The 26,672-nt window shown below is 71.2% G+C and carries 25 protein-coding genes and 7 pseudogenes; 22 read left to right on the top strand and 10 right to left on the bottom strand.

The window, feature by feature from the left end:
- The first annotated feature begins 19 nt into the window (after positions 1-19).
- From KAE78_RS08030 to KAE78_RS08050, 5 genes and pseudogenes are all read left to right on the top strand, one after another.
- Positions 20-799, top strand: coding sequence for a GTP pyrophosphokinase family protein (locus KAE78_RS08030; RefSeq protein WP_223170481.1), 780 nt, complete (start codon positions 20-22; stop codon positions 797-799).
- Positions 757-1,256, top strand: a pseudogene (locus tag KAE78_RS08035) (DUF1992 domain-containing protein). Before KAE78_RS08030 ends, KAE78_RS08035 begins: the two are co-directional and overlap by 43 nt.
- A 37-nt stretch (positions 1,257-1,293) precedes the next feature.
- A pseudogene (locus KAE78_RS08040) lies at positions 1,294-3,256 on the top strand (M13 family metallopeptidase).
- A 112-nt stretch (positions 3,257-3,368) separates the two neighbouring features.
- Positions 3,369-3,659, top strand: coding sequence for a hypothetical protein (locus KAE78_RS08045; RefSeq protein WP_223170482.1), 291 nt, complete (start codon positions 3,369-3,371; stop codon positions 3,657-3,659).
- Positions 3,629-4,288, top strand: coding sequence for a serine hydrolase (locus KAE78_RS08050; protein ID WP_223170483.1), 660 nt, complete (start codon positions 3,629-3,631; stop codon positions 4,286-4,288). The genes KAE78_RS08045 and KAE78_RS08050 overlap by 31 nt, the downstream gene beginning before the upstream one ends.
- 6 nt (positions 4,289-4,294) lie before the next feature.
- Here the strand turns inward: KAE78_RS08050 and KAE78_RS17570 are convergent, their stop codons facing one another.
- The 6 genes from KAE78_RS17570 to KAE78_RS17575 form a co-directional block, all read right to left on the bottom strand.
- Complete coding sequence (locus KAE78_RS17570; protein ID WP_262927591.1) at positions 4,295-4,543, bottom strand: hypothetical protein; 249 nt, start codon at positions 4,541-4,543, stop codon at positions 4,295-4,297.
- A gap of 115 nt (positions 4,544-4,658) precedes the next feature.
- Positions 4,659-5,084: a hypothetical protein gene (locus tag KAE78_RS08060; RefSeq protein ID WP_223170484.1), complete on the bottom strand. Its 426-nt coding sequence runs from the start codon at positions 5,082-5,084 to the stop codon at positions 4,659-4,661.
- On the bottom strand, positions 5,081-5,284 hold the full coding sequence (locus KAE78_RS08065) for a hypothetical protein (RefSeq protein WP_223170485.1): 204 nt from the start codon (positions 5,282-5,284) through the stop codon (positions 5,081-5,083). The genes KAE78_RS08060 and KAE78_RS08065 overlap by 4 nt, the downstream gene beginning before the upstream one ends.
- Positions 5,278-5,472: a hypothetical protein gene (locus KAE78_RS08070; RefSeq protein WP_411155919.1), complete on the bottom strand. Its 195-nt coding sequence runs from the start codon at positions 5,470-5,472 to the stop codon at positions 5,278-5,280. The genes KAE78_RS08065 and KAE78_RS08070 overlap by 7 nt, the downstream gene beginning before the upstream one ends.
- On the bottom strand, positions 5,457-5,738 hold the full coding sequence (locus KAE78_RS08075) for an HAAS signaling domain-containing protein (RefSeq protein WP_223170487.1): 282 nt from the start codon (positions 5,736-5,738) through the stop codon (positions 5,457-5,459). The genes KAE78_RS08070 and KAE78_RS08075 overlap by 16 nt, the downstream gene beginning before the upstream one ends.
- Positions 5,735-5,902 (bottom strand): PadR family transcriptional regulator, encoded by a 168-nt coding sequence (locus tag KAE78_RS17575; protein WP_262927592.1) that lies wholly within the window; start codon positions 5,900-5,902, stop codon positions 5,735-5,737. Before KAE78_RS17575 ends, KAE78_RS08075 begins: the two co-directional genes overlap by 4 nt.
- A gap of 245 nt (positions 5,903-6,147) precedes the next feature.
- Here KAE78_RS17575 and KAE78_RS08085 point away from each other — a divergent pair, with 245 nt between their 5' ends.
- From KAE78_RS08085 to KAE78_RS08105, 5 genes and pseudogenes are all read left to right on the top strand, one after another.
- The gene (locus KAE78_RS08085; RefSeq protein ID WP_223170488.1) at positions 6,148-7,473 is read left to right on the top strand and encodes an alpha-hydroxy-acid oxidizing protein; all 1,326 of its coding nucleotides are present in this window, start codon (positions 6,148-6,150) and stop codon (positions 7,471-7,473) included.
- A 90-nt stretch (positions 7,474-7,563) separates the two neighbouring features.
- Complete coding sequence (locus KAE78_RS08090) at positions 7,564-7,887, top strand: DUF4870 domain-containing protein (protein ID WP_223170489.1); 324 nt, start codon at positions 7,564-7,566, stop codon at positions 7,885-7,887.
- Between the two features lie 149 nt (positions 7,888-8,036).
- Positions 8,037-9,418: pseudogene (locus KAE78_RS08095) on the top strand (glycine--tRNA ligase).
- The gene (locus KAE78_RS08100) at positions 9,415-10,050 is read left to right on the top strand and encodes a hypothetical protein (RefSeq protein ID WP_223170490.1); all 636 of its coding nucleotides are present in this window, start codon (positions 9,415-9,417) and stop codon (positions 10,048-10,050) included. Before KAE78_RS08095 ends, KAE78_RS08100 begins: the two are co-directional and overlap by 4 nt.
- 143 nt (positions 10,051-10,193) lie before the next feature.
- A complete protein-coding gene (locus tag KAE78_RS08105; RefSeq protein WP_223170491.1) occupies positions 10,194-10,934 on the top strand; it encodes a serine hydrolase domain-containing protein in 741 nt (246 codons plus the stop codon).
- A 75-nt stretch (positions 10,935-11,009) separates the two neighbouring features.
- On the opposite strand, the gene KAE78_RS08110 is transcribed toward KAE78_RS08105, so the two are convergent.
- From KAE78_RS08110 to KAE78_RS08120, 3 genes and pseudogenes are all read right to left on the bottom strand, one after another.
- Positions 11,010-11,432, bottom strand: coding sequence for a DUF1801 domain-containing protein (locus KAE78_RS08110; RefSeq protein WP_223170492.1), 423 nt, complete (start codon positions 11,430-11,432; stop codon positions 11,010-11,012).
- Between the two features lie 3 nt (positions 11,433-11,435).
- Positions 11,436-12,000: pseudogene (locus KAE78_RS08115) on the bottom strand (HhH-GPD-type base excision DNA repair protein).
- A 45-nt stretch (positions 12,001-12,045) separates the two neighbouring features.
- Positions 12,046-13,362, bottom strand: a complete 1,317-nt coding sequence (locus tag KAE78_RS08120) for a glutamyl-tRNA reductase (RefSeq protein ID WP_411156020.1) — start codon at positions 13,360-13,362, stop codon at positions 12,046-12,048.
- A gap of 66 nt (positions 13,363-13,428) precedes the next feature.
- Between KAE78_RS08120 and hemE the strand changes: the two are divergent.
- The 11 genes and pseudogenes from hemE to KAE78_RS08180 all read left to right on the top strand — a co-directional run bounded on the left by hemE (position 13,429) and on the right by KAE78_RS08180 (position 22,632).
- A pseudogene (gene hemE / locus KAE78_RS08125) lies at positions 13,429-14,477 on the top strand (uroporphyrinogen decarboxylase).
- Entirely contained in the window at positions 14,474-15,949 is a 1,476-nt protein-coding gene (locus KAE78_RS08130) for a protoporphyrinogen/coproporphyrinogen oxidase (RefSeq protein WP_223170494.1), read from the top strand. Before hemE ends, KAE78_RS08130 begins: the two are co-directional and overlap by 4 nt.
- Before the next feature lie 69 nt (positions 15,950-16,018).
- A complete protein-coding gene (locus KAE78_RS08135; protein ID WP_223170495.1) occupies positions 16,019-16,387 on the top strand; it encodes a hypothetical protein in 369 nt (122 codons plus the stop codon).
- 60 nt (positions 16,388-16,447) lie between these two features.
- Positions 16,448-16,798, top strand: coding sequence for a phage holin family protein (locus KAE78_RS08140; protein WP_317451921.1), 351 nt, complete (start codon positions 16,448-16,450; stop codon positions 16,796-16,798).
- Positions 16,785-17,063, top strand: a complete 279-nt coding sequence (locus tag KAE78_RS08145) for a hypothetical protein (protein ID WP_223170496.1) — start codon at positions 16,785-16,787, stop codon at positions 17,061-17,063. Before KAE78_RS08140 ends, KAE78_RS08145 begins: the two co-directional genes overlap by 14 nt.
- Before the next feature lie 52 nt (positions 17,064-17,115).
- Positions 17,116-17,804: pseudogene (gene hemQ / locus KAE78_RS08150) on the top strand (hydrogen peroxide-dependent heme synthase).
- 9 nt (positions 17,805-17,813) lie between these two features.
- Positions 17,814-18,497 carry a hydroxymethylbilane synthase gene (hemC, locus tag KAE78_RS08155; protein ID WP_223170497.1) on the top strand — a complete coding sequence of 228 codons (684 nt, stop codon included), beginning with the start codon at positions 17,814-17,816 and terminating at the stop codon, positions 18,495-18,497.
- Positions 18,498-18,806: 309 nt separating this feature from the next.
- Positions 18,807-19,604 (top strand): uroporphyrinogen-III synthase, encoded by a 798-nt coding sequence (locus KAE78_RS08165; protein WP_223170498.1) that lies wholly within the window; start codon positions 18,807-18,809, stop codon positions 19,602-19,604.
- Positions 19,605-19,624: 20 nt separating this feature from the next.
- A pseudogene (hemB, locus tag KAE78_RS08170) lies at positions 19,625-20,668 on the top strand (porphobilinogen synthase).
- Positions 20,669-20,766: 98 nt separating this feature from the next.
- Positions 20,767-22,074, top strand: coding sequence for a glutamate-1-semialdehyde 2,1-aminomutase (locus KAE78_RS08175; protein ID WP_223170499.1), 1,308 nt, complete (start codon positions 20,767-20,769; stop codon positions 22,072-22,074).
- Between the two features lie 111 nt (positions 22,075-22,185).
- Positions 22,186-22,632 carry a hypothetical protein gene (locus KAE78_RS08180; RefSeq protein ID WP_223170500.1) on the top strand — a complete coding sequence of 149 codons (447 nt, stop codon included), beginning with the start codon at positions 22,186-22,188 and terminating at the stop codon, positions 22,630-22,632.
- 27 nt (positions 22,633-22,659) lie between these two features.
- On the opposite strand, the gene KAE78_RS08185 is transcribed toward KAE78_RS08180, so the two are convergent.
- Positions 22,660-25,338, bottom strand: coding sequence for an ATP-binding cassette domain-containing protein (locus KAE78_RS08185; RefSeq protein ID WP_223170501.1), 2,679 nt, complete (start codon positions 25,336-25,338; stop codon positions 22,660-22,662).
- 166 nt (positions 25,339-25,504) lie between these two features.
- Here KAE78_RS08185 and KAE78_RS08190 point away from each other — a divergent pair, with 166 nt between their 5' ends.
- Positions 25,505-26,572, top strand: a complete 1,068-nt coding sequence (locus tag KAE78_RS08190) for an enoyl-CoA hydratase/isomerase family protein (RefSeq protein ID WP_223172445.1) — start codon at positions 25,505-25,507, stop codon at positions 26,570-26,572.
- Positions 26,573-26,672 lie beyond the last annotated feature (100 nt).

The following is a 26,672-nucleotide window of genomic DNA, read 5'->3' on the forward strand; positions in this document are numbered from 1 at the left end:
GAACGCGTAACGTGGAGGCATGACGACGATTCCTGTCGACGACGAGATCGCTCTGGCCCGGGAACTGCGCGACGAGTTCCAGCGCTTCCTCCGCGAGTACGAGTTCGGGATGCGGGAGATCGAGACGAAGATCTCGATCCTGCGCGACGAGTTCACCCACAACCACGCGTACAACCCGATCGAGCACGTCTCCAGCCGCCTCAAGAGCCCCGACTCGATCGTGGAGAAGGTCGCGCGCCGCGGCATCGACAGCGACTTCGCCAGCATCCGTCAGGAGATCACCGACATCGCCGGCGTCCGGGTCACCTGCAGCTTCGTCGCCGACGTGTACCGGCTCTTCGACCTGCTCACGGCGCAGGACGACGTGACCGTGCGCCTGGTCAAGGACTACATCGCGAACCCGAAGCCCAACGGCTACAAGAGCCTGCACGCGATCCTCGAGGTGCCGGTGTACCTGTCCACGGGCACGATCCAGGTGCCCGTCGAGGTGCAGTTCCGCACGATCGCGATGGACTTCTGGGCGAGCCTGGAGCACAAGATCTACTACAAGTTCGCCACGCAGGTGCCCGAGCATCTCGTGCAGAAGCTGACGGATGCCGCCGAGGCCGCCAGCGAGCTCGACGCCCGCATGGAGCAGCTGCACCGCGAGGCGCACGGCGTGCTGCCCTTCGAGCGCTCCGCGCCCCCGCCCCTGCCCGGATCTGTCCGGCCCCGAGGGCCTCCGCCGCGTCTGACCGCTCCCAGGATGAGCAGCGCATGGACGAGAAGAACGAGAGAGCGGATGCCGCGACACCGCTGACCGCGCAGAACCAGGCCGCCTACGTCGAGACCGCGATCCAGATCGCGATCCGCAACGGCGAGTTCGACGATCTGCCCGGCGCCGGCAAGCCCATCGAGGGCCTCGGCACGCACCACGACCCGGACTGGTGGATCCGCCGCAAGATCGAGACGGAGAACCTCTCGGGTATGGCCCGCCCGCGATCCTGCTGCGGAAAGAGGACCGAGAGCTCGACGGCGAACTCGACAGGCTGAGCCGCGAAGAGGACGTGCGCGCGGTGCTCGAGGACTTCAACACGCGGGTGGTCGAGGCGCGGCGGCAGCTGCTCGGCGGCCCGCCGGTGGTCACCAAGACCCGGGACGTCGAGGCGGAGGTCGCCGCCTGGCGCCAGAGGCGCTCCGCGCAGCCCGAGGCGCCGGACGCGCCCGAGCCGGCATCGGATGCGCCGCGGCGATGGTGGAGGCGGCGGCAGGACTGACAGCCCCGGTGTCGGCGCGACCTCGTAGGCTGGACGCATGACTGACGTACTGCCCTCCGGCCTGGAGATCTCCGAGTTCAGCCCCGGCATCCGCCCTCAGGACGACCTCTACCGCCACGTCAACGGCGCGTGGCTCGATCGCACCGAGATCCCCGGCGACAAGGCCCGCTGGGGCTCCTTCCATCTGCTGGCAGAGCAGGCCGAGAAGCAGGTGCGCGAGATCATCGAGGAGTCGCAGAAGGCCGACGCGGGCACCGAGGCCCGCAAGATCGGCGACCTGTTCGCGAGCTTCATGGACACCGCGCGCATCGATGCCCTCGGCATCGAGCCGCTGGCCGCCACCTTCGCCGAGATCGACGCGCTCGCCGACATCCCCGCGTTCCTGCGGTACGCCGGCACGCTGGAGCGCGACGGCCGCGCGCACCTCATCGGCGTGTACGTCGAGCCCGACCCGGGCGATCCCACCCGCTACGTGCCCTTCCTCCTGCAGGGCGCGCTGTCGCTGCCCGACGAGAGCTACTACCGGCTCGACACCTTCGAGAACACGCGGGCGGAGTTCCGCCAGCACCTCGAGCGTCTGCTGGGCCTGGTCGGAGTCCCGGATGCCGCGGCCACCGCCGATCGCGTCCTGGCGCTGGAGACCGAGGTCGCCTCGCACCACTGGGACAAGGTGCGCAGCCGCGATGCGGTGGCGACCTACAACCTGAAGACCTGGGACGAGGTCGTCTCGCTCGCCGGTGTCGACCTCGTGCCGTGGCGCGAGGGCGTGGCGCCGCAGCATCCGCGCGCCTTCGACGAGGTCGTCGTCGCCCAGCCCAGCGCGCTGGAAGGGCTCGGTGCGCTGCTGGTCGCCGACCGCCTCGACGACTGGAAGGCGTGGCTGCGGGTGCAGGTCGTGCACGCGGCGGCGCCGTACCTGACCGACGACATCGTGCAGGAGAACTTCTCCTTCTACGGCACCGAACTCACCGGCGTGCCCACGATCCGCGAGCGCTGGAAGCGCGGCGTCTCGCTCACCGAGGGCGCCATGGGTGAGGCGATCGGCAAGGTGTACGTCGCGCGGCACTTCCCGCCAGCGGCGAAGCAGGCGTGCGACGAGCTCGTCGCCAACCTCATCGAGGCGTACCGGCAGAGCATCCAGACGCTGGAGTGGATGAGCCCGAGACCCGCGAGCGGGCCCTGGCGAAGCTCGCCACCTTCCGGCCGAAGATCGGTCACCCCGACGTCTGGCGCGACTACTCCGCGCTCGAGATCGACGCGACCGATCTCCTGGGCAACGTGGCGCGTGCCGCGGCCTTCGAGCACGACCGACAGATCGCGAAGGTCGGCGGGCCCATCGATCGCGACGAGTGGCACATGCCCCGCAGATGGTCAACGCCTACTACCACCCACTCATGAACGAGATCGTGTTCCCGGCGGCCATCCTCCAGTACCCCTTCTTCGACGCCGCCCGCGATGCGGCCGCGAACTACGGCGGCATCGGCGCGGTCATCGGCCACGAGATCGGTCACGGCTTCGACGACCAGGGCAGCCGCTACGACGGCGACGGCAAGCTCCAGGACTGGTGGACGGATGCCGACCGTGCCGCCTTCGAGGAGCGCACCGCCTCTCTCATCGCCCAGTACGACGCGCTCGTGCCCGAAGGCCTGGATGCCGAGCACCACGTCAACGGCGCGCTCACGATCGGCGAGAACATCGGCGACCTGGGCGGCCTCGGGATCGCGCTGAAGGCCTACGAGCTCTCGCTCGGCGGCGCCGATGCGCCGGTCATCGACGGCTACACGGGCGTGCAGCGCCTGCTGCTGAGCTGGGCGCAGGTGTGGCAGCAGAAGAGCCGCGACGCCGAGACCCTGCGGCTGCTGACGATCGACCCGCACTCGCCGAACGAGTTCCGCTGCAATCAGATCGTGCGCAACATCGACGCCTTCTACGAGGCCTTCGGGGTGGAGGAGAAGGACGAGCTCTGGCTGCCGCCGGCCGATCGTGTTTCGATCTGGTGAATGCCTGTGGAGAACTCCTGTGACGGGAGAGGTGCCGGGTTACGATAGCCGGGCACCGTCGCCTCCGACGATGGCATCCGCACACCCGCTACTACGCATGTAAGGATTCCGCGTGGGCACTCCCTCCGAGCCTTCGCCTTCCTCGGCGACTCTTCGGCGCTCCCGCCGCGCAGTACGACCGCTGCCGCGGCGTGCGGCCGTCGGACGCCGGTCGTTCCACTCGACGCTGCAGGTCCTGGAAGAACTGGCGGCATCCGGGGCGCAGATCGCCGTGCACGTCGTCGACCTCGACACGACCGAGGAGGTGCTCGCCGGCGACGATCACCGTTCGCTGCCGATCGCAGGGCTGGGCGTCGTTCCCTGCTCATCGAAGTGGCGGCGGGCATCGACGCGGGAACCCTGAACCCCTTCGAGCGCATCGACCGCGCGTCGGTCGAACCGGTGGTGACCTCGGGGGTCTGGCAGCATCTGCGCGCACCGACGCTGCCGCTGGCCGATCTGGCGGTGCTGGCCGCGACCAGCGGCGACGCGCTCGCGACCAACGCACTCCTGGAGCGGGTCGGGCACGAGCGGGTCAGCGCGCGCATCGCCTCGCTCTCGCTCACGCGCACCGCGCTGCTCGACCGTTTCCGCGACGTCCGCGGTCCCGATGACGCCCCGCACCTCGCCGTCGGCACGGCCCGCGAGCTCGCCCGCCTGTTCGCCGGCCTCGTCAACTCGGAGGTCGTGAATCCGGCCGTGAGCGCGCAGGTCTCGGAGTGGCTGAGCCGCAACCACGACCTGAGTCTGACGGCGGCTCCGACGGGCCTGGACCCCTTCTCGCACGAGAACGATGCGCACGGTCTGTTGTTCCTGAACAAGACCGGGCGCGACCGCGGCATCCGCGTCGAGGCGGGCGTGCTCGGCGGGCCACGCGCGGGCGTCGCTTACGCGCTCATCGTGTGCTTCGACGACCTGTCGATCATGCACCGGCTGCGCGTGCACGACGCCTTCCGCACCCTGGGCGTCGAGCTCATGGAGTATGCGCACTGACGCGGATCAGTCCTTCGCGCGCTGCGGGTTGAAGCGCTCGTGCGGGTCGAGGGCGGCGACCACCGGCTCGAGGGCGTTGGCGAGGGCGTCCAGCTGTGTCGCATCGAGGTGATCGAGCACGAGCTCCCGGACCGTGTCCAGGTGACCGGGGGTCGCGAGCACGAGGGCGCGGCGTCCGGCGGTGGTGATCGTCACGTCGACGGCGCGGCGATCGTCGGATGCCGTGAGCCGCTCGACGAGGCCGCGCTGCCGCATCCGACTGATCACCTTCGAGGCGCGCGGCAGGGTGGCGTTGGTGGCCGCGGCGAGATCCCCAGGCGCAGAGAGCCGTTCTGCTGGAGCGTGCCGAGCACCATGAACTCGTAGTGGGTCAGCTGCGCGTCGCGCTGGAGCTGCGCGTCGAGGGCGGCGGGCAGCAGTTCGGCGGTGCTGATGAGGGCGAGCCAGGCGCGTGACTCACGAGGGTCCATGCGGGCGACGGTGCGGGACATGCTCCCACGCTAACGGAGCGGTCGGATGCCGTGGCGCGCCACTGCGCCGCTGAGCCCGTCACCAGCCACAGGCCGCCCGCCATCCAGAAAGCGAGCACGAGGAGACCGGCGTCGATGGCCCCGAGCAGCATGAGCCCGGCGCCGATCACGGCCACGATCGTGTCGACGTGGGGAAGGCGGAGGGCGAACAGCACGCCGAGCACGAGGAAGCCGATCGATACGAGCCAGAACGGCAGGGTCGCATCCTGCAGAGAACCGGTGGCCAGTCCGCCGAAGGTGAAGATCACCGGCGCGCTCAGAATCACGGCGCCGACGATCCGCCAGATCCGACCGGTGACGGGGTTTCGCCCGCGCCGGATCCACCCCGGCACGAGCATCGCCGCCCACAGCAGGAGCGCGAGGGCAGGTAGAAGCCGCCGATCGAGAATCCGGCGATGACGGCGAACACGGTCATGAGCGCGGCGACCGCCCATCCGGCGATCGTGCGCAGCGACGTCGTCAGCACGATCGGCAGCAGCGCGAACGCGGCGGGATCAGCGGCAGCAGCGCGATGCCGAGCCCGTACTGGGCGAAGAGGCTGCTCGAGGTCTGCAGCGTCGATCCGGTTCCGCTCACGCCTTCGCTCGCCTGCTCGATCGCGTGCGAGGGAAGGAGGAAGATCACGATCGCGGCCGTGATCAGGGCGAGCACCACGGCGCTCCAGCGCAGGAATCGTGCGGCCCGGTCGGTGGGATCGGATGCCGCCGGCACCCCCAGCTGCTCCCTGGCATCGCGGGCGACCTCCTCGGGGAGCCCAGGGCCGCGAGGGTGGCGTCGATGTCGCGGCCCTCCTCTGCGGCATCCGACACATGCGCGCGGACGTCGTCGAGGATGGCCTGTTTCGCGGCATCCGGAACCCCGTCGAGGGCGGCGTCGAGAGCGTCGAGGTATCGCTGGGCGGTGGTGGGCAGAGTGGTCATGACTCCTCCTTCAGCAGAGTGCCGACCTGCGTCGCGATGGGGTGCCAGACGTCCGCGAAGGTGCGGAGCTGGGCGCGGCCGGAGTCGGTGATGGCGTAGTAGCGGCGGGCGCGGCCGGTCTCGGGCGCATCCCACCGGGTGGTGACGGTGCCGGCGTCGCGCATGCGCGCCAGAAGGGATAGAGGCTGCCCTCACTCGCGGTGAGGTGGCGGGCGACGAGCTCGTCGGCGAGCGCGAGGCCGTACATCTCGCGGCGGGCGAGCAGGGCGAGCACGCAGAACTCGAGCACCCCTTTGCGGATGTTCGTGGCGATCCGCTCTTCGTCCGTGTTCATGCGATGCACGTTACCTTGTATAGCAAGGCTTGTAAAGCAAGATCAACATCGCGCCCGTCCGCATAGGCTGGCGGCATGAGTTCGAGCAGCGTCGCTCCCCAGGATCCGGCCGCCGCGCGCGGCATCTCCCGCGCCACCCAGTCCGCGATCTATCGCGCGGGCATCAGCGGCACGAGACCGGCGGTGCCGATCGACATCGCCGACCTCGAACGGGCGGCGGCCAAGGCGCTGAGCGCCGAGGCCTTCGCCTATATCGCCGGCGGTGCGGGCGCGGAGCACACGATGGCCGCCAACCGCGCCGCCTTCGACCGCTGGCAGGTGTGGCCACGGCCCCTGCGCGACGTCTCGGCACGGGATCTCGGCGTGGACTTCCTCGGGAAGCGGCGCCCGACGCCGCTCCTGCTCGCACCGCTCGGCGTCATGGAGATGGCGCACGCCGAGGCCGATCTCGCCGTCGCCCGCGCTGCCGCCTCGCTCGGCGTGCCGTACACGCTGTCGAACCAGGCCTCGTTCCCGATGGAGGAGGTGGCGGATGCCGCGCCGGGCGCCCCGCGCCTCTTCCAGCTGTACTGGTCGGCATCCGATGAGCTCAACGCCTCGCTGCTCGCGCGCGCCGAGGCCTCCGGCTGCGAGGCCATCGTCGTCACGCTCGACACGCACCTGCTCGGCTGGCGCACGCGCGACCTGGATCTGGCGTACCTGCCGTTCACCCGCGGGATGGGCATCGCCCAGTACACGAGCGATCCGGTGTTCCAGAAGCTCGTGCAGGAGCGGGTCGCCGCGCCCGCGACCGGTGACGGCCCCGCGGTGAAGGTCACGCCGAAGGCGGTCGCCGCCGCGCTCACGATCGCCCGCAAGGGCGCGCCGCTGACCGGCGCGGGGCTCCGCGAGAGCCTGCGCTCGCCGCTGCCGCGCGCGGCCGTCGAGACCTTCCTGGACGTCTTCTCGACCCCGGCGCTCACCTGGGACGACCTCGCCCGGGCGCGCGAGTGGTCCAGCCTGCCGATCATCCTCAAGGGCATCGTGCACCCCGATGACGCGCAGCGCGCACTCGACGCCGGCGTCGACGGCGTCTGGATCTCCAACCACGGCGGCCGGCAGATCGACCGTTCGGTGCCCACCCTCGCGGTGCTGCCCGAGATCGCCGAGCGCGTCGACGGCACGGTGCCGATCGTGTTCGACTCGGGCGTGCGGTCGGGATCGGATGCCGCGATCGCCCTCGCCCTCGGCGCCACGGTCATCGCCCTCGGACGGCCCTACGCCTACGGCCTCGGGATCGCGGGGGAGGCGGGTGCGCGCGAGGTCGTCCGCAACGTGCTCGCGGAGCTGGACATCACGCTCGGCCTCGCCGGACTGACCTCGGTCGGCGAGCTGGATCGGGAGGCGTTGCGTTCCGTGTGAGCGCGCCCGCGGGAGATTACTCTGGACGCATGACGACACCTCCCCCAACGTGCCCCGCAGCAGCCCTACGGCGGCCCGGTGCAGCCTCCGATGAACCCGGGCGACGAGAAGCTCTGGGCGACACTGATCCACCTCGGCGGTCTGCTCGTCAGCTTCCTCGTGCCGCTCATCGGCTATCTCGTCCTCAAGGACCGCGGGCCCTTCATCCGCGCGCACACGGCGACGGCGCTGAACTTCCAGCTGACGCTGCTGATCGCCTATGTGGTCGGAGCGATCCTCAGCGTGGTCATCATCGGCATCTTCATCATCCTCGCCGCCTGGGTGCTCGCGATCGTGTTCGCCATCATCGCGGCGATCAAGGCGAACCAGGGCGAGTGGTACCAGTACCCGCTCGCGATCAAGTTCGTCAGCTGAGCGGGCCCTCCAGGTCGCCGTTCTCGGGCTGTGCCGCTGAGTTCGGAGACTCTTCGCTGACACCGGCCATCCCGGTCTGCGCCGATAGGATGGAGGGTGCTGCGGCATCGCCGCGCCCCGCTTCCCTCCTTCCGACCATTGGAGCCACCGTGGCCGAAGCCACCCGCCTCGACAAAGTCATCGCCCTCGCCCGTCACCGCGGGTTCGTGTTCCAAGCGGGTGAGATCTACGGCGGTTCGCGCTCGGCCTGGGACTACGGCCCCTCGGCACCGAGCTCAAGGAGAACATCCGCCGTCAGTGGTGGCAGACCTTCGTGCGCGGCCGCGGCGACATGGTGGGGCTGGACTCCTCGATCATCCTCCCAAGCGCGTGTGGGAGGCCTCCGGCCACGTCGCCACCTTCAGCGACCCGCTCGTGGAGTGCCTCCAGTGCCACAAGCGCCATCGCGAAGACCACCTCATCGAGGCCTTCGAGGCGAAGAAGGGGCGCGCGCCCGAGAACGGCCTGGCCGACATCGCCTGCCCGACTGCGGCACGCGCGGCCAGTGGACCGAGCCGAAGGCCTTCTCGGGCCTGGTCAAGACCTACCTCGGTGTCGTCGACGACGAGTCGGGCCTGCACTACCTGCGCCCCGAGACCGCGCAGGGCATCTTCGTGAACTTCACGAACGTGCTCACCGCGAGCCGCAAGAAGCCGCCGTTCGGCATCGGCCAGATCGGCAAGGCCTTCCGCAACGAGATCACCCCGGCAACTTCATCTTCCGCACCCGCGAGTTCGAGCAGATGGAGATCGAGTTCTTCGTGCCACCGGCCGAGGCCGAGCAGTGGTTCGAGCACTGGGTCGAGGCCTGCTGGGACTGGTTCGTCGACCTGGGCGTCGACCCCGACAACATGCGCCGCTTCGACGTCCCCGAAGACGAGCGCGCGCACTATTCGGCAGGCACCATCGACTTCGAGTACCGGTTCGGCTTCGCCGGTTCCGAGTGGGGCGAGCTCATGGGTGTCGCCAACCGCACCGACTTCGACCTGTCCAGCCACAGCGAGGCATCCGGTCAGTCGCTCACCTACTTCGACCAGGCCTCGGGCGAGCGCTACACGCCCTACGTGATCGAGCCCTCCTTCGGCCTCACGCGCTCGATGATGGCCTTCCTCGTCGACGCCTATGAGGAGGAGCAGGTGCCCAACGCCAAGGGCGGCACCGACACCCGCACCGTGCTCAAGCTCGACCCGCGCCTGGCGCCGGTCAAGGTCGCGGTGCTCCCGCTCTCGCGCAACGAGAGGCTCTCGCCGCTGGCCCGCCGGGTCGCCGACGAGCTGCGCGCGCAGTGGACGACCGACTTCGACGATGCCGGCGCCATCGGCCGCCGCTACCGCCGCCACGACGAGATCGGCACGCCGTTCTGCGTCACCGTCGACTTCGACTCCCTCGACGACGACGCCGTCACCGTGCGCGACCGCGACACCATGGCGCAGGAGCGCGTGCCGCTGGAGAACCTGCGCAGTTACCTGGGCGAGCGCCTGCCGGTGCTGTGACCGGGGCGGATGCCGCGCGCACGAGGAAGCGCACCTGGCTCGTCGGCGGCATCCTGCTGTTGATCGTGGTCCTTCTCGGTCTCGTGCGCGAAATGGTCGGTCCATATCTCCCATGGTGGGTCGACCGAGGCCTGCTTGCAGCAGCTTTCGTGGTCTTCGCCATCGGACTCGGCCGCGGCGGGAGCGTCACAGGGCGTCGGATGCTGGGCACCGCTGCCCTCGTGATACTGGCGGTCTGGCAACTGCTGAGTCCTCTTCTGTGGCGGGTGTTGACCCCGTCGGAGTACGAGTCCGCCCTCGGGGTTCTCCGGGTGCTCGGGACGGCCGAGCAGGCGCTGGTCTTCGCCCTCGCCCTAATCGCGGTCGTGCAGATCGGTCGCACCGCGGTGATCCCCGGCCCGTGGAACTGGGCCCCGGCCTGGGCCCTGGCCGCGGTCGTGGCGGTGCAGCTCGTGTCTGCCCTCATCGCCGCCACTCGGGGGCTGCTCGATCACATGCTTGTCATCGTCTTCGTCGGTGTGGGCGGCGTCGTGGCCGTGGCCGCCCAGGCCTTCCTCGGCGTCCTCGCGATCGTCCTGGCGCTGCGACCCGTGCGGCCGAGCACGGTGAACGTGTACTCGTCGAAGCAGTAGTCACCGGCATCCGGCACGACGTCGCTGTTCTGCATAACTTCGCAGATCTGCACAACATCCCAGAGAATCCACGAAACTCTCCGACGTTATGCAGATCTGCGATCGGATGCGGTCGGTGCGCCGGCACGTGCGACGATGAACAGGTGGAGACGACGACTTTCGCCGCGACGACCGGCTTCCCGCACACCGCCCTCGTCGGCGTGACCGACCTCGACGAGACGCTCGCCGTGCAGGGCGACCCGCACGAGGTGCAGCCGCTGGCCTCGGTGACGAAGCTGCTCACCGCGTGGGGTGCGCTCATCGCGATCGACCGCGGGCTCGTCGGGCTGGAGGAGCCGGCCGGTCCTCCCGGGGCCACCGTCCACAACCTGCTCGACCACACGAGCGGCCTGCCCTTCGAGGGCGAGGAGCCGCAGCGGCCGCCCGGCGAGCGGCGCCTCTATTCGAACGCGGGCTTCGATGCGCTCGCCGCGCATGTCGCCGCTGCCGTCGGCGTGGACTTCGCCAAGTGGATGCAGCGGGAGGTGACCGGGCCGCTCGGCATGGCCGAGACGGACGTCACCGGTCGCCCTTCGGCCGGGGCCCGTTCCAGCATCAACGACCTGCTGATCTTCGGGCGCGAGGTGCTGCGCCCCACGCTCCTCCCCGCCGAACTGCGCGACCGGGCGCTGACCGTGTCGCGCCCCGGCCTGCGCGGGCTCGTGCCCGGATACGGATCCTTCGACGACAACCAGTGGGGCCTCGGGTTCGAGATCAAGGGCGAGAAGCACCACTGGATGGGCGAGAGCCTGCATCCGGAGACGGCCGGCCACTTCGGGGCGCAGGGCAGCTTCCTGTTCGTCGAGCCGACGCTCGACCTCGCCGCCGCCTTCCTGTCGGGGTGACCTTCGGCGAGGACCACAAGCGGATCTGGCCGGCGCTCACCGACGAGATCGTGGCGCGCTACGGGGAGTGACCGCTCAGTCGTTGACCGTGATCTGCGCGTGCTCGTCCCCGCCGCCCTCGGTCCACGCGCGCACCTCGGCGAGGATGCCGCGCAGCACCCCCTGGTCGACCTTCTCCAGGTCCTTGATGTACAGGCAGGCGACACTCGTCGTGTGCGGGCCGAGGCGGTCGAGGGCCTCCGCGTGGCGGTCCGCGCGGTCGAGATAGATCGTCGAGGCGGCCTTGCGCGGAGCGAAGGCGAGCACGGGCATGTCGCCCTCGTTGCCGGTCGGGTAGCGGTAGTGGCAGCTGCCGAAGCCGATGATCGTGCCCCACAGCTCCGGCTCGCGACCGGAGACCTCGCTGAGCAGCGCCACGAGGGTCTCCGCGTCACGTCGGCGCACCGCAGGACTGACCTCCGCGATGAAGGCGGCGACGCTGCCCCCGGTCTTCTCCATGGACTACTTCTTCGCGGCGGCCTTGGCCGCACGCTTGGTCTCACGGACCTTCGCGAGCGACTCGGGCGAGACGATGTCGGCGACGCTGCGGAAGGAGCCTTCCTCGCCGTAGGGGCGGATGCCTCCCGCCACCCTTCTCCGGTGAAGCCGTACTGCTTGCCGAGCAGCGCGAGGAAGATCTTCGCCTTCTGCTCGCCGAAGCCCGGCAGCTTCTTCAGGCGCCGCAGCACCTCGGGCCGTCGGGGTCGTCGCGGGTCCAGAGCGCAGCGGCATCCGATCCCCATTCGTCGACGAGGGCTTGACACAGCGCCTGCACGCGGCCGGCCATGGATCCGGGGTAGCGATGCACCGCGGGCGTCTCGCGGAAGGCCTCGACGAACTGCTCGGGGTCGTAGCCCGCGAGGGCGGCGGCGTCGAGCGCGCCGGTGCGCTGCCGGATCTTCAGCGGGCCCGCGAAGGCGGTCTCCATCGCGACCTGCTGATCCAGGAGCATCCCGATCAGCAAGGCGAGCGGAGAGGTCGACAGCAGCTCGTCGGCCTCGGGGTCGTCGGTGATGTGCACAGCCATGCGCACCAGTCTGGCACCCGCGCCCCGCGGATGCATCAGGTCGGGTCAGGCCGAAGCCGCACCCTCGTCGGATGCGGCATCCGACACAGCCGGGGCGATGCCGAACAGCGTCTCGAGCGCCGCGGCGACCTCGTCGGCGCGGCCGGCGGCGGCCAGCTCCTGGGCGCGCACGGTCGGCGTGTGCAGCAGGACGCCGGCGAGGTGGCGCAGCGACTGCTCCACCCGGCCGTCCTCGTCGCCGCGGCCGCGCGCCCGGGAGATCTCGGCCTCCAGCAGCGCGAAGATGTGCTCGCGCATCGCGACGATCGCCGGCGCCGCGCTCTGGCGGACACCGGCGACGTGGAAGGTCTCGGCCGCCTCGCGCACGACGCTGCGGGCGGCATCCGTGGCCTGCAGCTCCTCCAGGGGCGCGTGCAGCCGGATGGTCTCCAGATCCAGCAGGGCGACGCCCTCGACGCCGGTGACATCCGGGTCGACGTTGCGCGGCATGCCGAGGTCGATGACGAGGCGGCTCTCGGATGCCGGGGCGGCCCCGACGGGGCATCCGGCGATCGAGAGCGCGGGCGCACCGCCGAGGTGCGCCGCGCGGAGCACCGGCTCGGTGGCGGTCGTGCAGGTGATCAGGAGCGAGGATGCGGAGGCGACCCGGGCGTAGTCGGCGTCCTCGACGACGCGCAGACCGTGCTTGTCGGCGAAGAGGCGGGCACGACCCGACGGCGAGTAGACCGAGATGTCGGTGGCGCCGCGCTCGCGCAGGGTGGCGAGGGTGACGGCGGCGTAGGCGCCGGTGCCGACCAGCAGCACGCGCTCGGCGCTCCAGTCGGCGATACGGCTGTCGGCCAGCTCGAGGGCGAGGCGGACGAGCGAGCGGCCGGCGCGGCCGAGCGCGGTGACGTTCTTGACCTTGCGCTGGGCCTGACTGGCCCGCTGGAAGAGACGCTCGATCTCGGGGGAGGTCGTGCCCTCGGTGCGCGCGGTCTTCAGGGCGCGCCGCACCTGACCGGCGATCTCGCCCTCGCCCGGCACGACCGATTCGAGACCGGAGGCCACGGCGAACAGGTGCTCGGCCACCCGGCGTCCGGTGTGCACCTCGTAGGCGCCCTCGAGGTCGGATGCCGGAATCCCCGTCGTCTGCTCGACGGCCTCGATCACGGCCTCGACGCCCACGGCACCGGCGGCGGTGACGGGCTCGTCGATCTCGACGTAGGCCTCGAAGCGGTTGCACGTGGACAGCACGACGGCGCCCTGCACGCACTCGGCGATGCCCATCAGCGTGGGAGCGACGTCATCGGGAGTGCGGCTCAGGCGTTCGAGCATGTCGAAGGAAGCGGTCTTGTGACTCGCCGAGACGCAGAGAAGCACGCCCGTCATTCTACTCCGGCGTCATGTATGGATCTGCTGAGCCTCCCCGCCGTCGCATAGCCCGGGGTGCGAGGATGGAGCCATGCCGCTTTCCGATGTCCCCTGCTGCGCGCCCTGGCCGGTGATCGCCCCGAGCGCACCCCGGTGTGGTTCATGCGCCAGGCCGGCCGCTCCCTGCCCGAGTACCGTGAGTTGCGGGTGGGGACGCGGATGCTGGACGCCTGCCTCACCCCGACCTCGCCGCCGAGATCACCCTGCAGCCGGTGCGCCGACACGGCGTGGACGCGGCGATCTTCTTCAGCGACATCGTGGTTCCCCTCAAGCTCGCCGGGGTCGCCGTCGAGATCGAGCCCGGCCGCGGCCCGGTGTTCGCCGAGCCCGTGCGCACGGCGTCCGACGTCGAGAAGATCACCGCGATCGACCCCGCAGACCTCGACACGACCGCGATCGCCGCGGCCGTGCGCCTCGTCACCGCCGAACTCGGCGACACCACCCCCCTCATCGGCTTCGCCGGTGCGCCCTTCACCCTCGCCGCCTACCTCGTCGAGGGCGGCCCCTCCAAGGAGCACCTCCGCGCCCGCGCCATGATGCACACCGACCCCGGGTCCTGGGCGAAGCTGGCGGGCTGGCTGGCGGCCGTCTCACGCCGGTTCCTCCAGGCGCAGACGGATGCCGGCGCCTCGGCCGTGCAGCTCTTCGACTCCTGGGCGGGCTCCCTGCATCCTGACGACTTCCGCCGCTTCGTGGCCCCGCACTCGGCGGCGGCGCTCGAGGGCGTCACCGCCCCGAAGATCCACTTCGGGGTCGGCACCGGGCCGTTCCTGGCCGACATGCGCCTGGGCGGCATCGCCGACGCCGTCGGGGTCGACTGGCGGATGCCGCTGGACGAGGCCGCCGCCGCCCTCGGCGACCAGACGACCGTGCAGGGCAATATCGACCCGGCGCTGCTGTCGGCGCCCTGGCCGGTGCTGGAGACGCATGTGCGCGATGTGCTCGCCCGGGGCCGCGCCGCGCGCGCCCACATCCTCAACCTCGGTCACGGCGTCCCGCCCGAGACCGACCCGACCCAGCTGACGCGCATCGTCGAGCTCGTCCGCGAGGTCACGGGCGCATGAGCGATCTCGCCGAGCGCGCCGCCGCCTCCCACGTCATCGTGATCGGCGCGGGCATCGGCGGACTCGTCGCGGCACGCTCCTTCGCGAAGGTCGGCATCCGCGTCACGCTCGTCGAGGCCGCCGAGCGGCCGGGCGGGGCGATCCGCCGCGCCGAGCTCGACGGCGTCACCGTCGACACGGGCGCCGAGAGCTATGCGACCCGCGGCGGGCATGTGCGCGGGCTGCTGGACGAGCTCGGGCTCACGGACGACATCGTGACCCCGCAGCCGGGCGGCGCCTGGCTCGCCGGCATCCCCGGAGCGGATGCCGCACCCCTGCCCGCGCGCACGATCCTGGGCATCCCGGAGAACCCCTTCGCCGAGGACGTGCGCCGCATCATCGGCTGGCGCGGCGCCTGGCGCGCCTACGTCGACCGGCTGCGCCCGCCGCTCACGATCGGGCACGAGGAGAGCCTCGGGCGCCTTGTCGACTCGCGCATGGGCGCGCGCGTGCGCGACCGGCTCGTCGCCCCCGTCACAGCGGGCGTGTACTCGGCGCACCCCGACGACATCGACACGGATGCCGCCGCTCCCGGCCTCAACGCCGCCCTGACCCGCGCGGGCTCGCTCTCGGGCGCGGTCGGGCAGCTCCTCGCCGCGCGTGACGAGAAGGGCGCCCCCGGCGCGGCCGTCGAGGGGATCGCCGGCGGCATGTCTCGCCTGGTCGACGCGCTGATCGACGAGCTCGGCGTTCTCGGCACCGAGGTGCGCACCTTCGCCACCGCCCTGCGGGTGCAGCCCGAAGGCGCCGGGTGGAGCGTGGACGTCGCGGCATCCGACGACGACGCCGAGTTCGAGACGATCGAGGCGGATGCCGTGGTCCTCGCCACCGATGAGCTCTTCGCCCGCGCGCTGCTCGAGGAGATCGTGCCCGATCTCGGGCAGCCCGGTCCGTCGCCCGAGATCGAGATCGTCACGCTGCTGCTGGAGGCGTCGGCGCTCGATGACGCTCCCCGCGGTTCGGGCGTGCTCACCGTCCCCGGCAGTCACGTCGCGAAGGCCCTGACGCATTCGACGGCGAAGTGGGCGTGGGTGCGCGAGGCGGCGGGCGACAGGCACCTCGTACGCGTCTCCTTCGGGTCGCAGGACGAACCGGCCGTGACCGCGCAGTTCGACGACGCGGATGCGGCGGACCTCGCCCTGCACGAGGCGGCCGCCCTCCTCGGAGTGCCCGAGTCGTCACTGACGCTCCTGGCCGCGCACCGCGAGCGCTTCACCCAGTCGCAGCCGGCATCCGCCATCGGTGCGGCGCAGGCCCGCGAGCGCGTTCGCGCCGCCATCGCGGCGGTGCCCGGACTCGGCGCGGTCGGGGCGTGGCTGGCCGGCACCGGTCTCGCTCAGGTGATCCCGGATGCCGAGGCCGAGGCCGAGCGCGTGCGGCACGACCTACTGTGGGGATCCGGGCCTGTTCACCCCCGCTTCCCGGACAGGTAGATGCCGAAATCGGAATACGGGGTTACGCTGGTAACTCGCACACACGACCGAACCAGGTGAGGAGACCCCATGAGGGGGAAGATCGGACTCGTCGTAGGACTCGGCGTAGGGTACGTTCTCGGCACGCGGGCCGGGCGCCAGCGCTACGAGCAGATCAAGGCGCGGTGGCTCAAGGTCTGGAACCTCGACCCGGTGCAGGAGCAGGTGGGGCGCGCGAAGGAGTTCGCGAAGTCGCAGGCGCTGGCGGTTCCCGCCGCCGTGTGGGCCGGGGCGATCAAGGTCGCCAAGTCCGCCACGGGCGAGGGCACGCCGGGCCAGAAGCTCGACTCGGTGATCGCGACCGGCAAGGATGCGGCGGCCGAGGTCGCCGACGTCGTGGAGGATGCCGTCGAAGACGCCGTCGACGCGGCGAAGAAGTCGTCGCGAAAAGGCGAGTGAGACCATGGCCGCGGATACCGCGATCGCGCCGACGACGGATTCCTGACGCTGCTGGGCGATCTGCCCGAGCTGATCAGCAACCTCGTCAAGGCCGAGATCGACGCCGCCAAGACCTGGGTGCGCCGCACGGCGAAGGACGCCGGCGTCGGCAGCCTCTGGTTCGTGCTGGCCCTCTTCTTCCTCTTCTGGGCGATCCCCGTTCTGCTGACGTTCGCGATCGCGGGCATCTCGTCGTGGTGGCCGGTGTGGCTCTCGGCGCTCGTCGTCTTCTTCGGACTGCTGCTGGTGGTCGTCCTCTTCGGCATCCTGGGTGCCCTGAAATTCAAGAAGGTCACCGCGCGGGAGAATCCCGCGCAGGCGGTGGCAACCGACGCGAAGATCCTGAGGGAGCCCGACGATGACGAGTACTGACCGCGAGAAGCTTCCCTCGACCGTCGTCCCGCCGGGCCTGACCGATCCGGTGGAGTCGGCGCGCGCCGAGCTCAAGGCGGCGCTGGCCGCGATCGAGAAACGGGCGAACATCCCACGACGGGTCGAGAAGTCCCTCGCCCGCGGTGCCGAGCGGCTCCGCCGGACGAACGAGGAGAACCCGGCGCTCGTGATCGTCGGTGTCCTCGGTGCCGCCGCGGCGATCGGCGGCGCGGTCTGGCTCATCGTGCGAGGACTGTCGAAGTAGCGGCCGCCGGCATCCGTTCGCGCCTTCGGTGAGAAAGGGGCAGACTGGAGTCATGTCCCACACGAGCACTGAGACGGATTCCCCTGCGCCCGAGGGCTACACGCTGTGGGCGGTCTGGCGTCGGAATCCCGATGCCCCGGTCACCGAGGACGACGCCACCGAGCTCGAGACGATCGTCGACCACGTCGAGGACGGCGGGTCACCGTGCGGGGCTTCTACGATGTGAGCGGACTGCGGGCCGATGCCGATCTCATGGTCTGGCTGCACGGATCCACGGCCGAGGAGCTCCAGCGGGACCTCCGTCGCCTGCGCCGCACCGAGCTGCTGCGAACGCTCCTGCCGGTGTGGAACGCGCTGGGCGTGCACAAGGACGCCGAGTTCAACCGCTCTCACGTGCCGGGCTTCCTGCGCGGCGTCGAGCCGAAGGGCTGGCTGTGCCTGTATCCCTTCGTGCGCAGCTACGAGTGGTACCTGCTCCCGGAGGAGGAGCGCCGTGAGATGCTCGCCGACCACGGCCGCAAGGGCGCCGCGCACCGGGGAGTGACCGCGAACACCGTCGCCTCCTTCGCGCTCGGCGACTACGAGTGGCTGCTGCCGCTGGAGGCCGACGACGTCGGCGAGCTCGTCGACCTCATGCGCGACCTGCGGTACACGGAGGCGCGTCGGCACGTGCGCGAGGAGGTGCCGTTCTTCACGGGACGGCGACTGCGCTTCGACGAGATCCCGGATGTTCTGCAGTAGGAGCATCCCATGACCGCCGCACTCCGTCTCGGAACCCGTCGCAGTGCCCTCGCCCAGACCCAGTCCGGTCTTGTCGCCGCGGCGCTGGAGAAGGTCGCCGGCCGTCCTGTCGAGCTCGTCCCGATCGTCTCGGAGGGCGACACCAATCGCGCCTCGCTGTCGGAGATCGGCGGACAGGGGATCTTCGCGACCCGACTGCGCGAAGCGCTGCGGGCGGGCGAGTGCGATCTGCTCGTGCACTCGCTGAAGGACCTGCCCACAGCCGTGCCCGACGACCTCGTCATCGCCGCGACACCCGCGCGCGAGGACGCCCGCGACGTCGCGATCACGAGGATCGGCCGGCCCCTGCACGAGCTGCACAGAGGTGCCCGCGTCGGAACGGGGGCGCCGCGACGCATCGCGCAGGTCGGCATCCGCTCTCCCCGCGCGGAGGTCGTCGACATCCGCGGCAACGTCGACTCACGGCTGGAGCGCGTCGCCACCGGCGACCTCGACGCCGTGATCCTCGCCGCCGCCGGGCTGTCGCGACTGGGCGGCGACCTGGGCGGGCTCCACCGCGAGGATCTGGGTCTGTCGGAATGGCCGACGGCTCCGGGGCAGGGTGCGCTCGCCGTCGAGACATCGGCCGACGCCCCGAGGAGCTGCGTGCCGCCCTCGCCGCGCTCGACGACGAGGACACGCGTCTGGCGGTGACGGCGGAGCGAGCCGTCCTCGAGGGTCTGGACACCGGATGCCAGGCGCCGATGGCCGCGCACGCGGTCGTCGCGGGCGACACGATCCGGCTCCGCACGATCGTCTACGCACCCGACGGCGGGCGTCGGATCGGGCTCGACCTGACGGAATCCCTGAACCGGGGTATATTCGACAGGAAGGCAGCGGCAATGGTGCGGATGCTGCCGATGGCGCCGACCCGATGCGCACAGCACGTGAGTTCGGGCTGGCCGTCGCCCATCGGCTGCTCGACCAGGGAGCGGCCGACCTCATCTCCTGAGAGCCTTCCCGATGACTGCTACCGACTCGAACCACGTCAAGCCCCTCGCCGGGTGGCGCGTCCTCGTGCCCCGCGGCGGACCCTGGGGCGATGGCGTCGCGGCGAGCCTGCGCGCACAGGGCGCGGTCCCGGTGGTCGCGCCGCTGATCAACTTCGGCCCCACGAACGATCAGGCCGCCCTCGATGCCGCCCTGGCCCGACTGTCGGCGGGCGAGTACGACTGGCTCACCGTGACGAGCGCCACCACCGTCGACGTGCTCTTCGCGCATCGCACCGAGATCCCGCGCGCGACGAAGATCGCCGCGGTCGGCGAGACGACGGCCACCGCGCTGGAGTCCGTCGGCTACGAGGTCGCGCTCGTCCCCGACAAGGACAACTCCGCCGAGGGCATGGCCGAGCAGATCATCGGCCTGGAGACGCAGGCGCGCCGCATCCTGACCCTGCGCAGCGAGATCGCCAAGCCCGTGCTCACCAAGCTCCTGATCAAGGCGGGCCACGATGTGGACTCCGTCGTGGCCTACCGCACCGTCGGGGTGCCGGTCACCGACCGCATCCGACGCGACGTGGAGAACGGCCGGATCAACGCGATCCTCGTCACGAGCGGCTCGGTGGCCGCGCAGGTGCGTGAGCAGTTCCCCGAGATCCCCGACTCCACTCTGCTGGCGGCGATCGGACCGCGCACGGCGAAGGATGCGGCCAAGGCGGGCCTGCCCGTCTCGGTCATCGCCGATCGCCAGACGGTCGACGCTCTCATCGACGCCGTCTCGCAGTTCACCCTCCCGCACGCGGCCGACGAGTTCGCGCCGTGAGCGGATTCCCCGACGTCCGGATGCGGCGGCTGCGGCAGTCGCCCGCCGTCCGCGCGATCGCGCGCGAGACCACGCTCGCGCCGAGCCAGCTCATCCAGCCGCTGTTCGTGCGCGAGGGCTGAGCGCTCCGCAGCCCGTGACCTCGCTGCCCGGCGTCGTGCAGCACTCTCTCGAGTCGCTCCGCGGGGCCGTGTCGGATGCCGCGGCTGCCGGCATCGGGGCGTCATGCTGTTCGGCATCCCCGAGGTGCTCGATGCCACCGGCTCGGCGGCCGACGACCCCGAGGGCATCCTCAACGTCGCCACCCGCATCGCGGTGGCCGAGGCGGGGGACGCGCTGACCGTGCAGACCGATCTGTGCCTGGACGAGTTCACCGACCACGGGCACTGCGGTGTGCTCGACCCTTCGATCCCCACGTCCCCTCCAGCCAGCACTCCGCGCTGCCTGGAGCCTCCGGGCCGCGTGGGCCCGGCTCAGGGACCGTGAAAGTCGACAACGACGCCACTCTCGAACGCTACGTCGCGATGGCGCTCGCCCAGGCCCGCGCGGGCTCGCACCTGCTGGGCCTATCGGGCATGATGGACGGCCAGGTCGCCGCGGTGCGCCGCGCGCTGGACGCCGAGGGCTTCACCGACACTCTTCTGCTCGCCTACGCCGCCAAGTACGCCAGCGCCTTCTACGGGCCGTTCCGCGAGGCGGTGAACTCGCAGCTGACGGGCGACCGCAAGACCTACCAGCTCGATCCGGCCAATCGCCGCGAGGGCGTGCGCGAGGCGCTGCTCGACGAGGCCGAGGGCGCCGACATCGTCATGGTCAAGCCCGCGGGCTCCTTCCTCGACGTGCTCAGCGACGTGCGCGCCGCCGTGAATATTCCTGTCTGGGCATATCAGGTCTCGGGCGAGTACGCGATGATCGAGGCGGCCGCGGCGAACGGCTGGATCGACCGTGATCGCAGCATCCTGGAGTCCCTCGTCTCCATCCGCCGCGCCGGCGCCGACGCGATCCTCACCTACTGGGCGACCGAGATCGCCGGAGGGCTCGCCTCCGGTCGTTCGGGCCCGTGAGCGCCCCCGTCGTTCCGCGCACCCCCGGTCGTTGAGCGAGGAATCGCGCAGCGATCCCGAGTCGACACGCAGCAAGAACTCCTGAGAGGCAGCCACCGATGACAGACCGCAACGATGACCTCTTCGACGCCGCCCGCGCCGTCATCCCTGGCGGAGTGAACTCGCCGGTGCGCGCCTACGGCTCGGTCGGCGGAACGCCGCGCTTCCTCGCCTCCGCGGCCGGGCCGATGGTGACCGACGCGGCCGGGGCGTCCTACGTCGACCTCGTCGCCTCCTGGGGTCCGGCGCTGCTCGGCCACGCACACCCGGAGGTCGTCGCCGCCGTGCAGGCGGCCGCCGCACGCGGCCTGTCGTTCGGCGCGCCCACCGAGGGCGAGGTCGAGCTGGCCGCCGTGATCGCCGACCGGGTCGCCCCGGTCGAGCGCGTGCGCCTGGTCTCGACCGGCACCGAGGCGACCATGACCGCGATCCGTCTCGCCCGCGGCGCGACCGGCCGCGATCTGCTCGTGAAGTTCGCCGGCCACTATCACGGTCACTCCGACGGGCTTCTGGCCGCTGCAGGGTCCGGCGTCGCGACGCTCGCCCTGCCCGGCTCGGCCGGGGTCCCCGCCGCCGTCGCCGGTCAGACGCTCGTCATCGACTACAACGACCCGGAGGCGCTCGCCGCCGTCTTCGCCGAGCACGGCGATCGCATCGCCGCGGTCATCGTCGAGGCGGCCGCGGCGAACATGGGCGTCGTCGCTCCCGAGCCCGGCTTCAACAGGCTCCTCGCCGACACCGCCCACGCGCACGGCGCGCTGCTCATCCTCGACGAGGTGCTCACGGGCTTCCGCGTTCATCCCGCGGGCTTCTGGGGTCTGCAGTCGGATGCCGGCGAGCACTACACGCCCGACATCATCACCTTCGGCAAGGTCGTCGGCGGAGGGATGCCGCTGGCCGCGCTCGGCGGGCGGGCCGAGATCATGGACCTGCTCGCGCCGACCGGCCCGGTCTACCAGGCGGGCACGCTCTCGGGCAATCCGCTCTCGGTGGCCGCGGGCCTGGCGACGCTGCGCCTGGCGACGCCGGAGGTCTACGCCCGGGTGGACGCCGCCGCGGACCGCATCGCGACGGCGCTGGATGCCGCCCTGACTGAGGCGGGTGTCGTCCACGCCGTGCCGCGCGCGGGGAACCTCTTCGGCGTGGTCTTCGCCGAGCGCGCGCCGCGCACCTACGCGGAGGCGCAGGCGCAGGAGGCCTTCCGCTATGCGCCCTTCTTCCACGCGATGCGGGAGGCCGGCATCGCCCTCCCGCCGAGCGTCTTCGAGGCGTGGTTCCTCACCGCCGCCCACCACGAGGGCGCGCTCGCCCGGATCGAGGCGGCACTGCCCGCGGCGGCTGCCGCCGCGGCATCCGCTCGTTCCTGAGAGCTCGCGCGATCGACGACGCGGCGAGTTGTCGGAGGTCGACGAAGGATCGTTAGGGTCCTGTGAGCAAGTCACCCACGTCGCGTCGCCCTGCGCTGGCAGACTGGAGGCATGGTGACCTTGCTGCTGGATCAGACGCAGCTCGAAGTGGTGCTCTCGCCCATCGAGCGCGCGGCGGCGTTCCACCGCGAGAACATCCGCGTCGCGCGCGACACCATCGCCAAGGTCCAGCTCACCGACGACGCCTGGACGTGGCTGCGCGGCGTTCCGAGCCCGGGCACGCACCTTCCCGGTGTGCTCGCCGCGGGCAGCTGGAAGTCGGCCAGCGGCCTCGACTTCGTGTTGATCCGTCGGCGCAAGCCCTCGGTGGTCATCGACCTCGACGGAGACGCTGATTTCCAGCGACTCATCTTCACGACCCGGCACGGGCTGGCGCTCACCCAGGCGCTGCGGCTGCCGGTGTCGACCGAGCTCGCCGACGTCTCCGACATCGCCGGCAGCGCCGCGTCGCCGGATCGCCCGCGTCAGCGTCCGGTCATTCGCCCGCGCCCCGCGTAGCCTCCGAATTCGGCGGCGGAGCCGGGGTCAGGAGACGTCGCGGCGCCAGCTGAACAGGTAGCCCAGCAGCAGGAACACGACCGTGTAGACGGCGAGCACCACGCCGCCGACCCACCAGTCCAGCGTGAAGGTGCCGGGACTCAGTGCGAGGTTGTAGAAGCTCGAGCCGACCAGTGCGTCACTGGCGGCGCCGGGGAGGTAGGCGGCCACCTTGTCGGCGCCCTGGACGAAGGATGCCGCCAGCCGGACGATCGGCTCGACGAACTGCGTGAAGGCGATGACGCCGACGACCGCGGCGACCTGGTTGCGTACGAGCACGCCGACGCCGATGCCCATGAGCGTCCACAGCACGAGGGCGAGGAGGATGCGTCCGAACAGCGCCCAGGTGCCGGAGTCGGTCAGGCCCGTCTCCTGCCCGAAACCGGCGAGCACGCCCGCGGACGGAAGCACCGCCGCGAGCAGCGCGAGCGCTCCGTACAACGCGCCCAGCAGGACGCCCACGAGCAGCTTCGCCAGCAGGGCGCGCCCACGACCGGGGTGGCCAGGAACGTCGGCGTCAGCGTCTGGTGGCGATACTCCGTGGTCACCATGAGCGTGCCGATGAGCAGGGCGAAGACGAAGCCCAGCGACGAGGCGAAGCTGTACAGCAGGCTCGAGACGTCGTCGGGAATCGGCATCGCGGCTTCGCTGGGGATGAGCCCGTCGGCCGAGGCTGCCATGACGAAGGCCAGACCGCCGGCGGTCATGGCGATGTACAGGACGAGCACGATCCCGAGGATCCACCACATCGCGGTGGAGAACTGCTTGGTCGCCTCCGAGCGGGTCGCGTGGACGAGGCTCATCGCTGCTCTCCTTCCTCGTCGGTGTGCGCTTCGTCGGCGGGCGTCTCCCCGTGCTCGACGTGCTCCGGTTCATCGGCCGGGTGCTCGGGCTCCTCGCCGTCGTACGGGCTCTCGCCCTGTTCGTCGTCCGCGGAGGGCTCCTCGTGCGCCTGCTCGACCGAGCCGTCGGACCCGACGACGAAGGGGGTGTCGTCGACGACATCGGATGCCGCCGCCTCTGCATCGGCGTGAGCCTCTCCGTCGACGTCGGACTCTGCTCCGCCGTCGACGTGCTCGTCGGTGGGCTCGGGTGGTCTTCGGCGCCCCAGGGCTCCGGGGCCTCCGGCTCCTCGGTGTGCGCCGGTTCCTCCTCGGCGCTCGGAGAGTATTCGCCGGACGCAGCGTCGGGCTCGGATGCGGCGACCTCGCCTGACTCCTCCGCGTCGTCGTGGGGCTCGACCGGATCGGAGGCCTGCTCGGTGATATCGGCGACCTGATCGCCGGAGTCGGCGGACTGCGCGGGGTCGACCTCGAGGGTGAAGTGCCCGGTCGGCTCGACCGGCAGGGGAACCTCCGGGTCGATCGGCGGCAGCTCGCCGGTCTCGTCGATGCCGCGGGCGGCCGCGGCGGCACTCACCGGCGTCGCGTCGACCTGCGCGGCATCGTCGAGCGGTGCGGCGGCGGCCGGCCCGCCCTCCGCGTCGGCGATCACCGTCTCGGTCACCGCGGGCGCCGCCGTCGCGTCGGCGTCGGTCTCGTCCTCGTCGACGGCGATCTCTTCTGCGGCCGCGGTCTCCGCCGCAACGAGCGCCTCACCGGCGGCGAAGGCTCCCCCGGTGGCCGCGGCCTCCGCGGCGACGGCGGCAGCCGCCGTCTCCTCGACACCGGTCGCCTCGTCTTCGGGGGCGTCCTCGGCGTCGATGGCCGCCGCAGCATCCGGATCCTCGCCCGCCTCGAGCGAACCGGCGATGCCCTGGGCGCTCGGGTGCACGCGCAGGCCGTTGACGAGCTCGAGGAAGACCTCTTCGAGCGCCGGGCCGCGCTTGTGGAGGGTGGAGAGGGCGACGCCCGCTCCGGCCACGATCGTGCCGACCTCCGTCGTGTCGGCGCCGCGGATCGTCAGGCCGGCACGGAGCACCTCGTAGGAGAGGCCGCTCTCCCGCAGAGCCTCCACGAGGGCGGCCCGGTCGGGGGAGTCGACGACGACGGCCTGCTCGTCGTCGGCGGAGAGCTCCCAGAGCGCGCCCTGGAAGACGCGCTGGCCCTGGGCGATGATCACGAGCGACTGGGCAGTCTGCTGCACCTCGCCGAGGACGTGCGAGGAGACGAGCACGGTGCGACCCTCGGCGGCGAGCTGGCGGAGGAACCCGCGCATCCAGCGGATGCCCTCGGGATCGAGCCCGTTGGCCGGCTCGTCGAGCACGAGCACACCGGGGTCGCCGAGCAGGGCGGTGGCCAGCCCCAGTCGCTGGCGCATGCCGAGGGAGTATCCGCCGACCTTGCGACCCGCGGCATCCGACAGCCCGACGAGCGCCAGCACCTCGTCCACGCGCGAGACCGGAACGCCGGCTGCCTGTGCGTACACCTTCAGATGGTTCGCCCCGGAGCGGCCGGGGTGGAAGCTGGACGCCTCGAGAGCGGCGCCGACCTCGCGCATCGGATGAGCGAGCTCCGAGTAGCGCCGACCGCCGATCGTCGCGGTGCCGGAGGTGGGGCGGATCAGCCCCAGCAGCATGCGCAGCGATGTCGTCTTCCCCGCGCCGTTGGGGCCGAGGAATCCGGTGACGACACCGGGTTCTATGCGGGCCGAGAAGTCCGACACGGCGGACACCGAACCGAACCGCTTCGTCACGTGCGAGAACTCGAGCACCTGTCCGTCGGGCATCAGCGACCTCTCCGTGATGGGCAAACCTTCCCTCTATCTTGTCGGAAGTGCGCGGAGAATGCCGGATTATCGGCCGGATTCCGCGGAGAGCGATCCAGCGACGGACACCTGCACGCCCCTGGCCGCGCCCGCGCGGCGCCGATCCCGCCCGAGTAGAGTGGCCACCGTGACCGCCGCCGCATCCGCCTCCGAGTCCCGTGTCCTCGTCCGCACCGAAGGCGCCCTCGGCCGCCTGACGCTCAGCCGACCCGAGGCCCTCAACGCCCTCGACCTCGGGATGATCCGCGAGCTGACCGCCGCGCTGAAGCGCTGGCGCGAGGACAGCGACGTGCAGATCGTGCTCATCGACGGCGCCGGCGACCGCGGACTGTGCGCGGGCGGTGACGTGCGCGCCCTCTACACGCAGATCGTGGAGGGCAACCCGGGTCAGACCGCCGAGTTCTTCCGCGAGGAGTACGCCCTCAACGCGATGATCGCGGAGTACCCGAAGCCGGTCGTCGCGATCGCGGACGGCATCACGATGGGCGGCGGCATCGGCCTGGCCGCTCACGCCGCGATCCGCGTCGTCACGGAGCGATCGAAGCTCGCGATGCCCGAGACGCGGATCGGCTTCACCCCGGATGTCGGCGGTACCTACCTGCTCGGCCGGGCTCCCGGTCGCCTCGGCGAATACCTCGGACTCACCGGCGGCACGATGAACGGCGCCGACGCGATCCATGCCGGCTTCGCCGACCACTTCGTGCCCAGTGACCGGCTCGACGACCTCCGTGAGGCGCTGGCGACCCGTGCCGACCCCACCGGGCCGGCCGAGATCGTGCTGCTGTTCGACGAGACGCCCGATCCGGCACCGCTCGCCGGCATCCGACCCTGGGTCGACGAGGTCTTCGACGCCGACTCCGTCGCCGAGATCGTCCTGCGCCTGCGCGCACGCCCCGAGCCCGAGGCCGCGGCGACCCTCGCCACGCTCGAGGAGCTGTCGCCGACCGCGCTCGCCGTCACCCTCGACGCGGTGCGCGAGGCGCGCGGAGGCGATCTGCGCGCGGCGCTGACCGCCGAGTACCGGCGCGTGCTGTGGTTCGCGCACGAGCACCCCGACCTCGTGGAGGGCATCCGCGCGCAGCTCGTCGACAAGGACCGCACCCCGCACTGGCGGCCGGCGACGATCGCGGACCTGGAGACGGATGCCGCGGCCGCCGCCCGCGCCTACGTGCCGGAGACGTCCCTGTTCGCCTGAGCGTCGTCGCGGGTTCGTTTTCGCCCTGAGCGGACCGCTCCCCAAATGTCGGCACGGCGTGGCAGAGTACCTTGTGGCCGTTCTCGGCCCTCGACTCACA

This window comes from Microbacterium sp. NIBRBAC000506063 (assembly GCF_017968845.1).
GTDB lineage: Bacteria > Actinomycetota > Actinomycetes > Actinomycetales > Microbacteriaceae > Microbacterium.

Coding starts and splice junctions, on each gene's coding strand:
- KAE78_RS08185 (WP_223170501.1), bottom strand. CDS start 25,338: ATGCCCGACGGACAGGTGCTCGAGTTCTCGCACGTGACGAAGCGGTTC.
- KAE78_RS08165 (WP_223170498.1), top strand. CDS start 18,807: ATGACTGCTACCGACTCGAACCACGTCAAGCCCCTCGCCGGGTGGCGC.
- KAE78_RS08090 (WP_223170489.1), top strand. CDS start 7,564: ATGAACCCGGGCGACGAGAAGCTCTGGGCGACACTGATCCACCTCGGC.
- KAE78_RS08075 (WP_223170487.1), bottom strand. CDS start 5,738: ATGACCACTCTGCCCACCACCGCCCAGCGATACCTCGACGCTCTCGAC.
- KAE78_RS08130 (WP_223170494.1), top strand. CDS start 14,474: ATGAGCGATCTCGCCGAGCGCGCCGCCGCCTCCCACGTCATCGTGATC.
- KAE78_RS17575 (WP_262927592.1), bottom strand. CDS start 5,902: ATGCGCGACGCCGGCACCGTCACCACCCGGTGGGATGCGCCCGAGACC.
- KAE78_RS08030 (WP_223170481.1), top strand. CDS start 20: ATGACGACGATTCCTGTCGACGACGAGATCGCTCTGGCCCGGGAACTG.
- KAE78_RS08180 (WP_223170500.1), top strand. CDS start 22,186: ATGGTGACCTTGCTGCTGGATCAGACGCAGCTCGAAGTGGTGCTCTCG.
- KAE78_RS17570 (WP_262927591.1), bottom strand. CDS start 4,543: ATGCGGCAGCGCGGCCTCGTCGAGCGGCTCACGGCATCCGACGATCGC.
- KAE78_RS08175 (WP_223170499.1), top strand. CDS start 20,767: ATGACAGACCGCAACGATGACCTCTTCGACGCCGCCCGCGCCGTCATC.
- KAE78_RS08085 (WP_223170488.1), top strand. CDS start 6,148: ATGAGTTCGAGCAGCGTCGCTCCCCAGGATCCGGCCGCCGCGCGCGGC.
- KAE78_RS08135 (WP_223170495.1), top strand. CDS start 16,019: ATGAGGGGGAAGATCGGACTCGTCGTAGGACTCGGCGTAGGGTACGTT.
- KAE78_RS08110 (WP_223170492.1), bottom strand. CDS start 11,432: ATGGAGAAGACCGGGGGCAGCGTCGCCGCCTTCATCGCGGAGGTCAGT.
- KAE78_RS08145 (WP_223170496.1), top strand. CDS start 16,785: ATGACGAGTACTGACCGCGAGAAGCTTCCCTCGACCGTCGTCCCGCCG.
- hemC (WP_223170497.1), top strand. CDS start 17,814: ATGACCGCCGCACTCCGTCTCGGAACCCGTCGCAGTGCCCTCGCCCAG.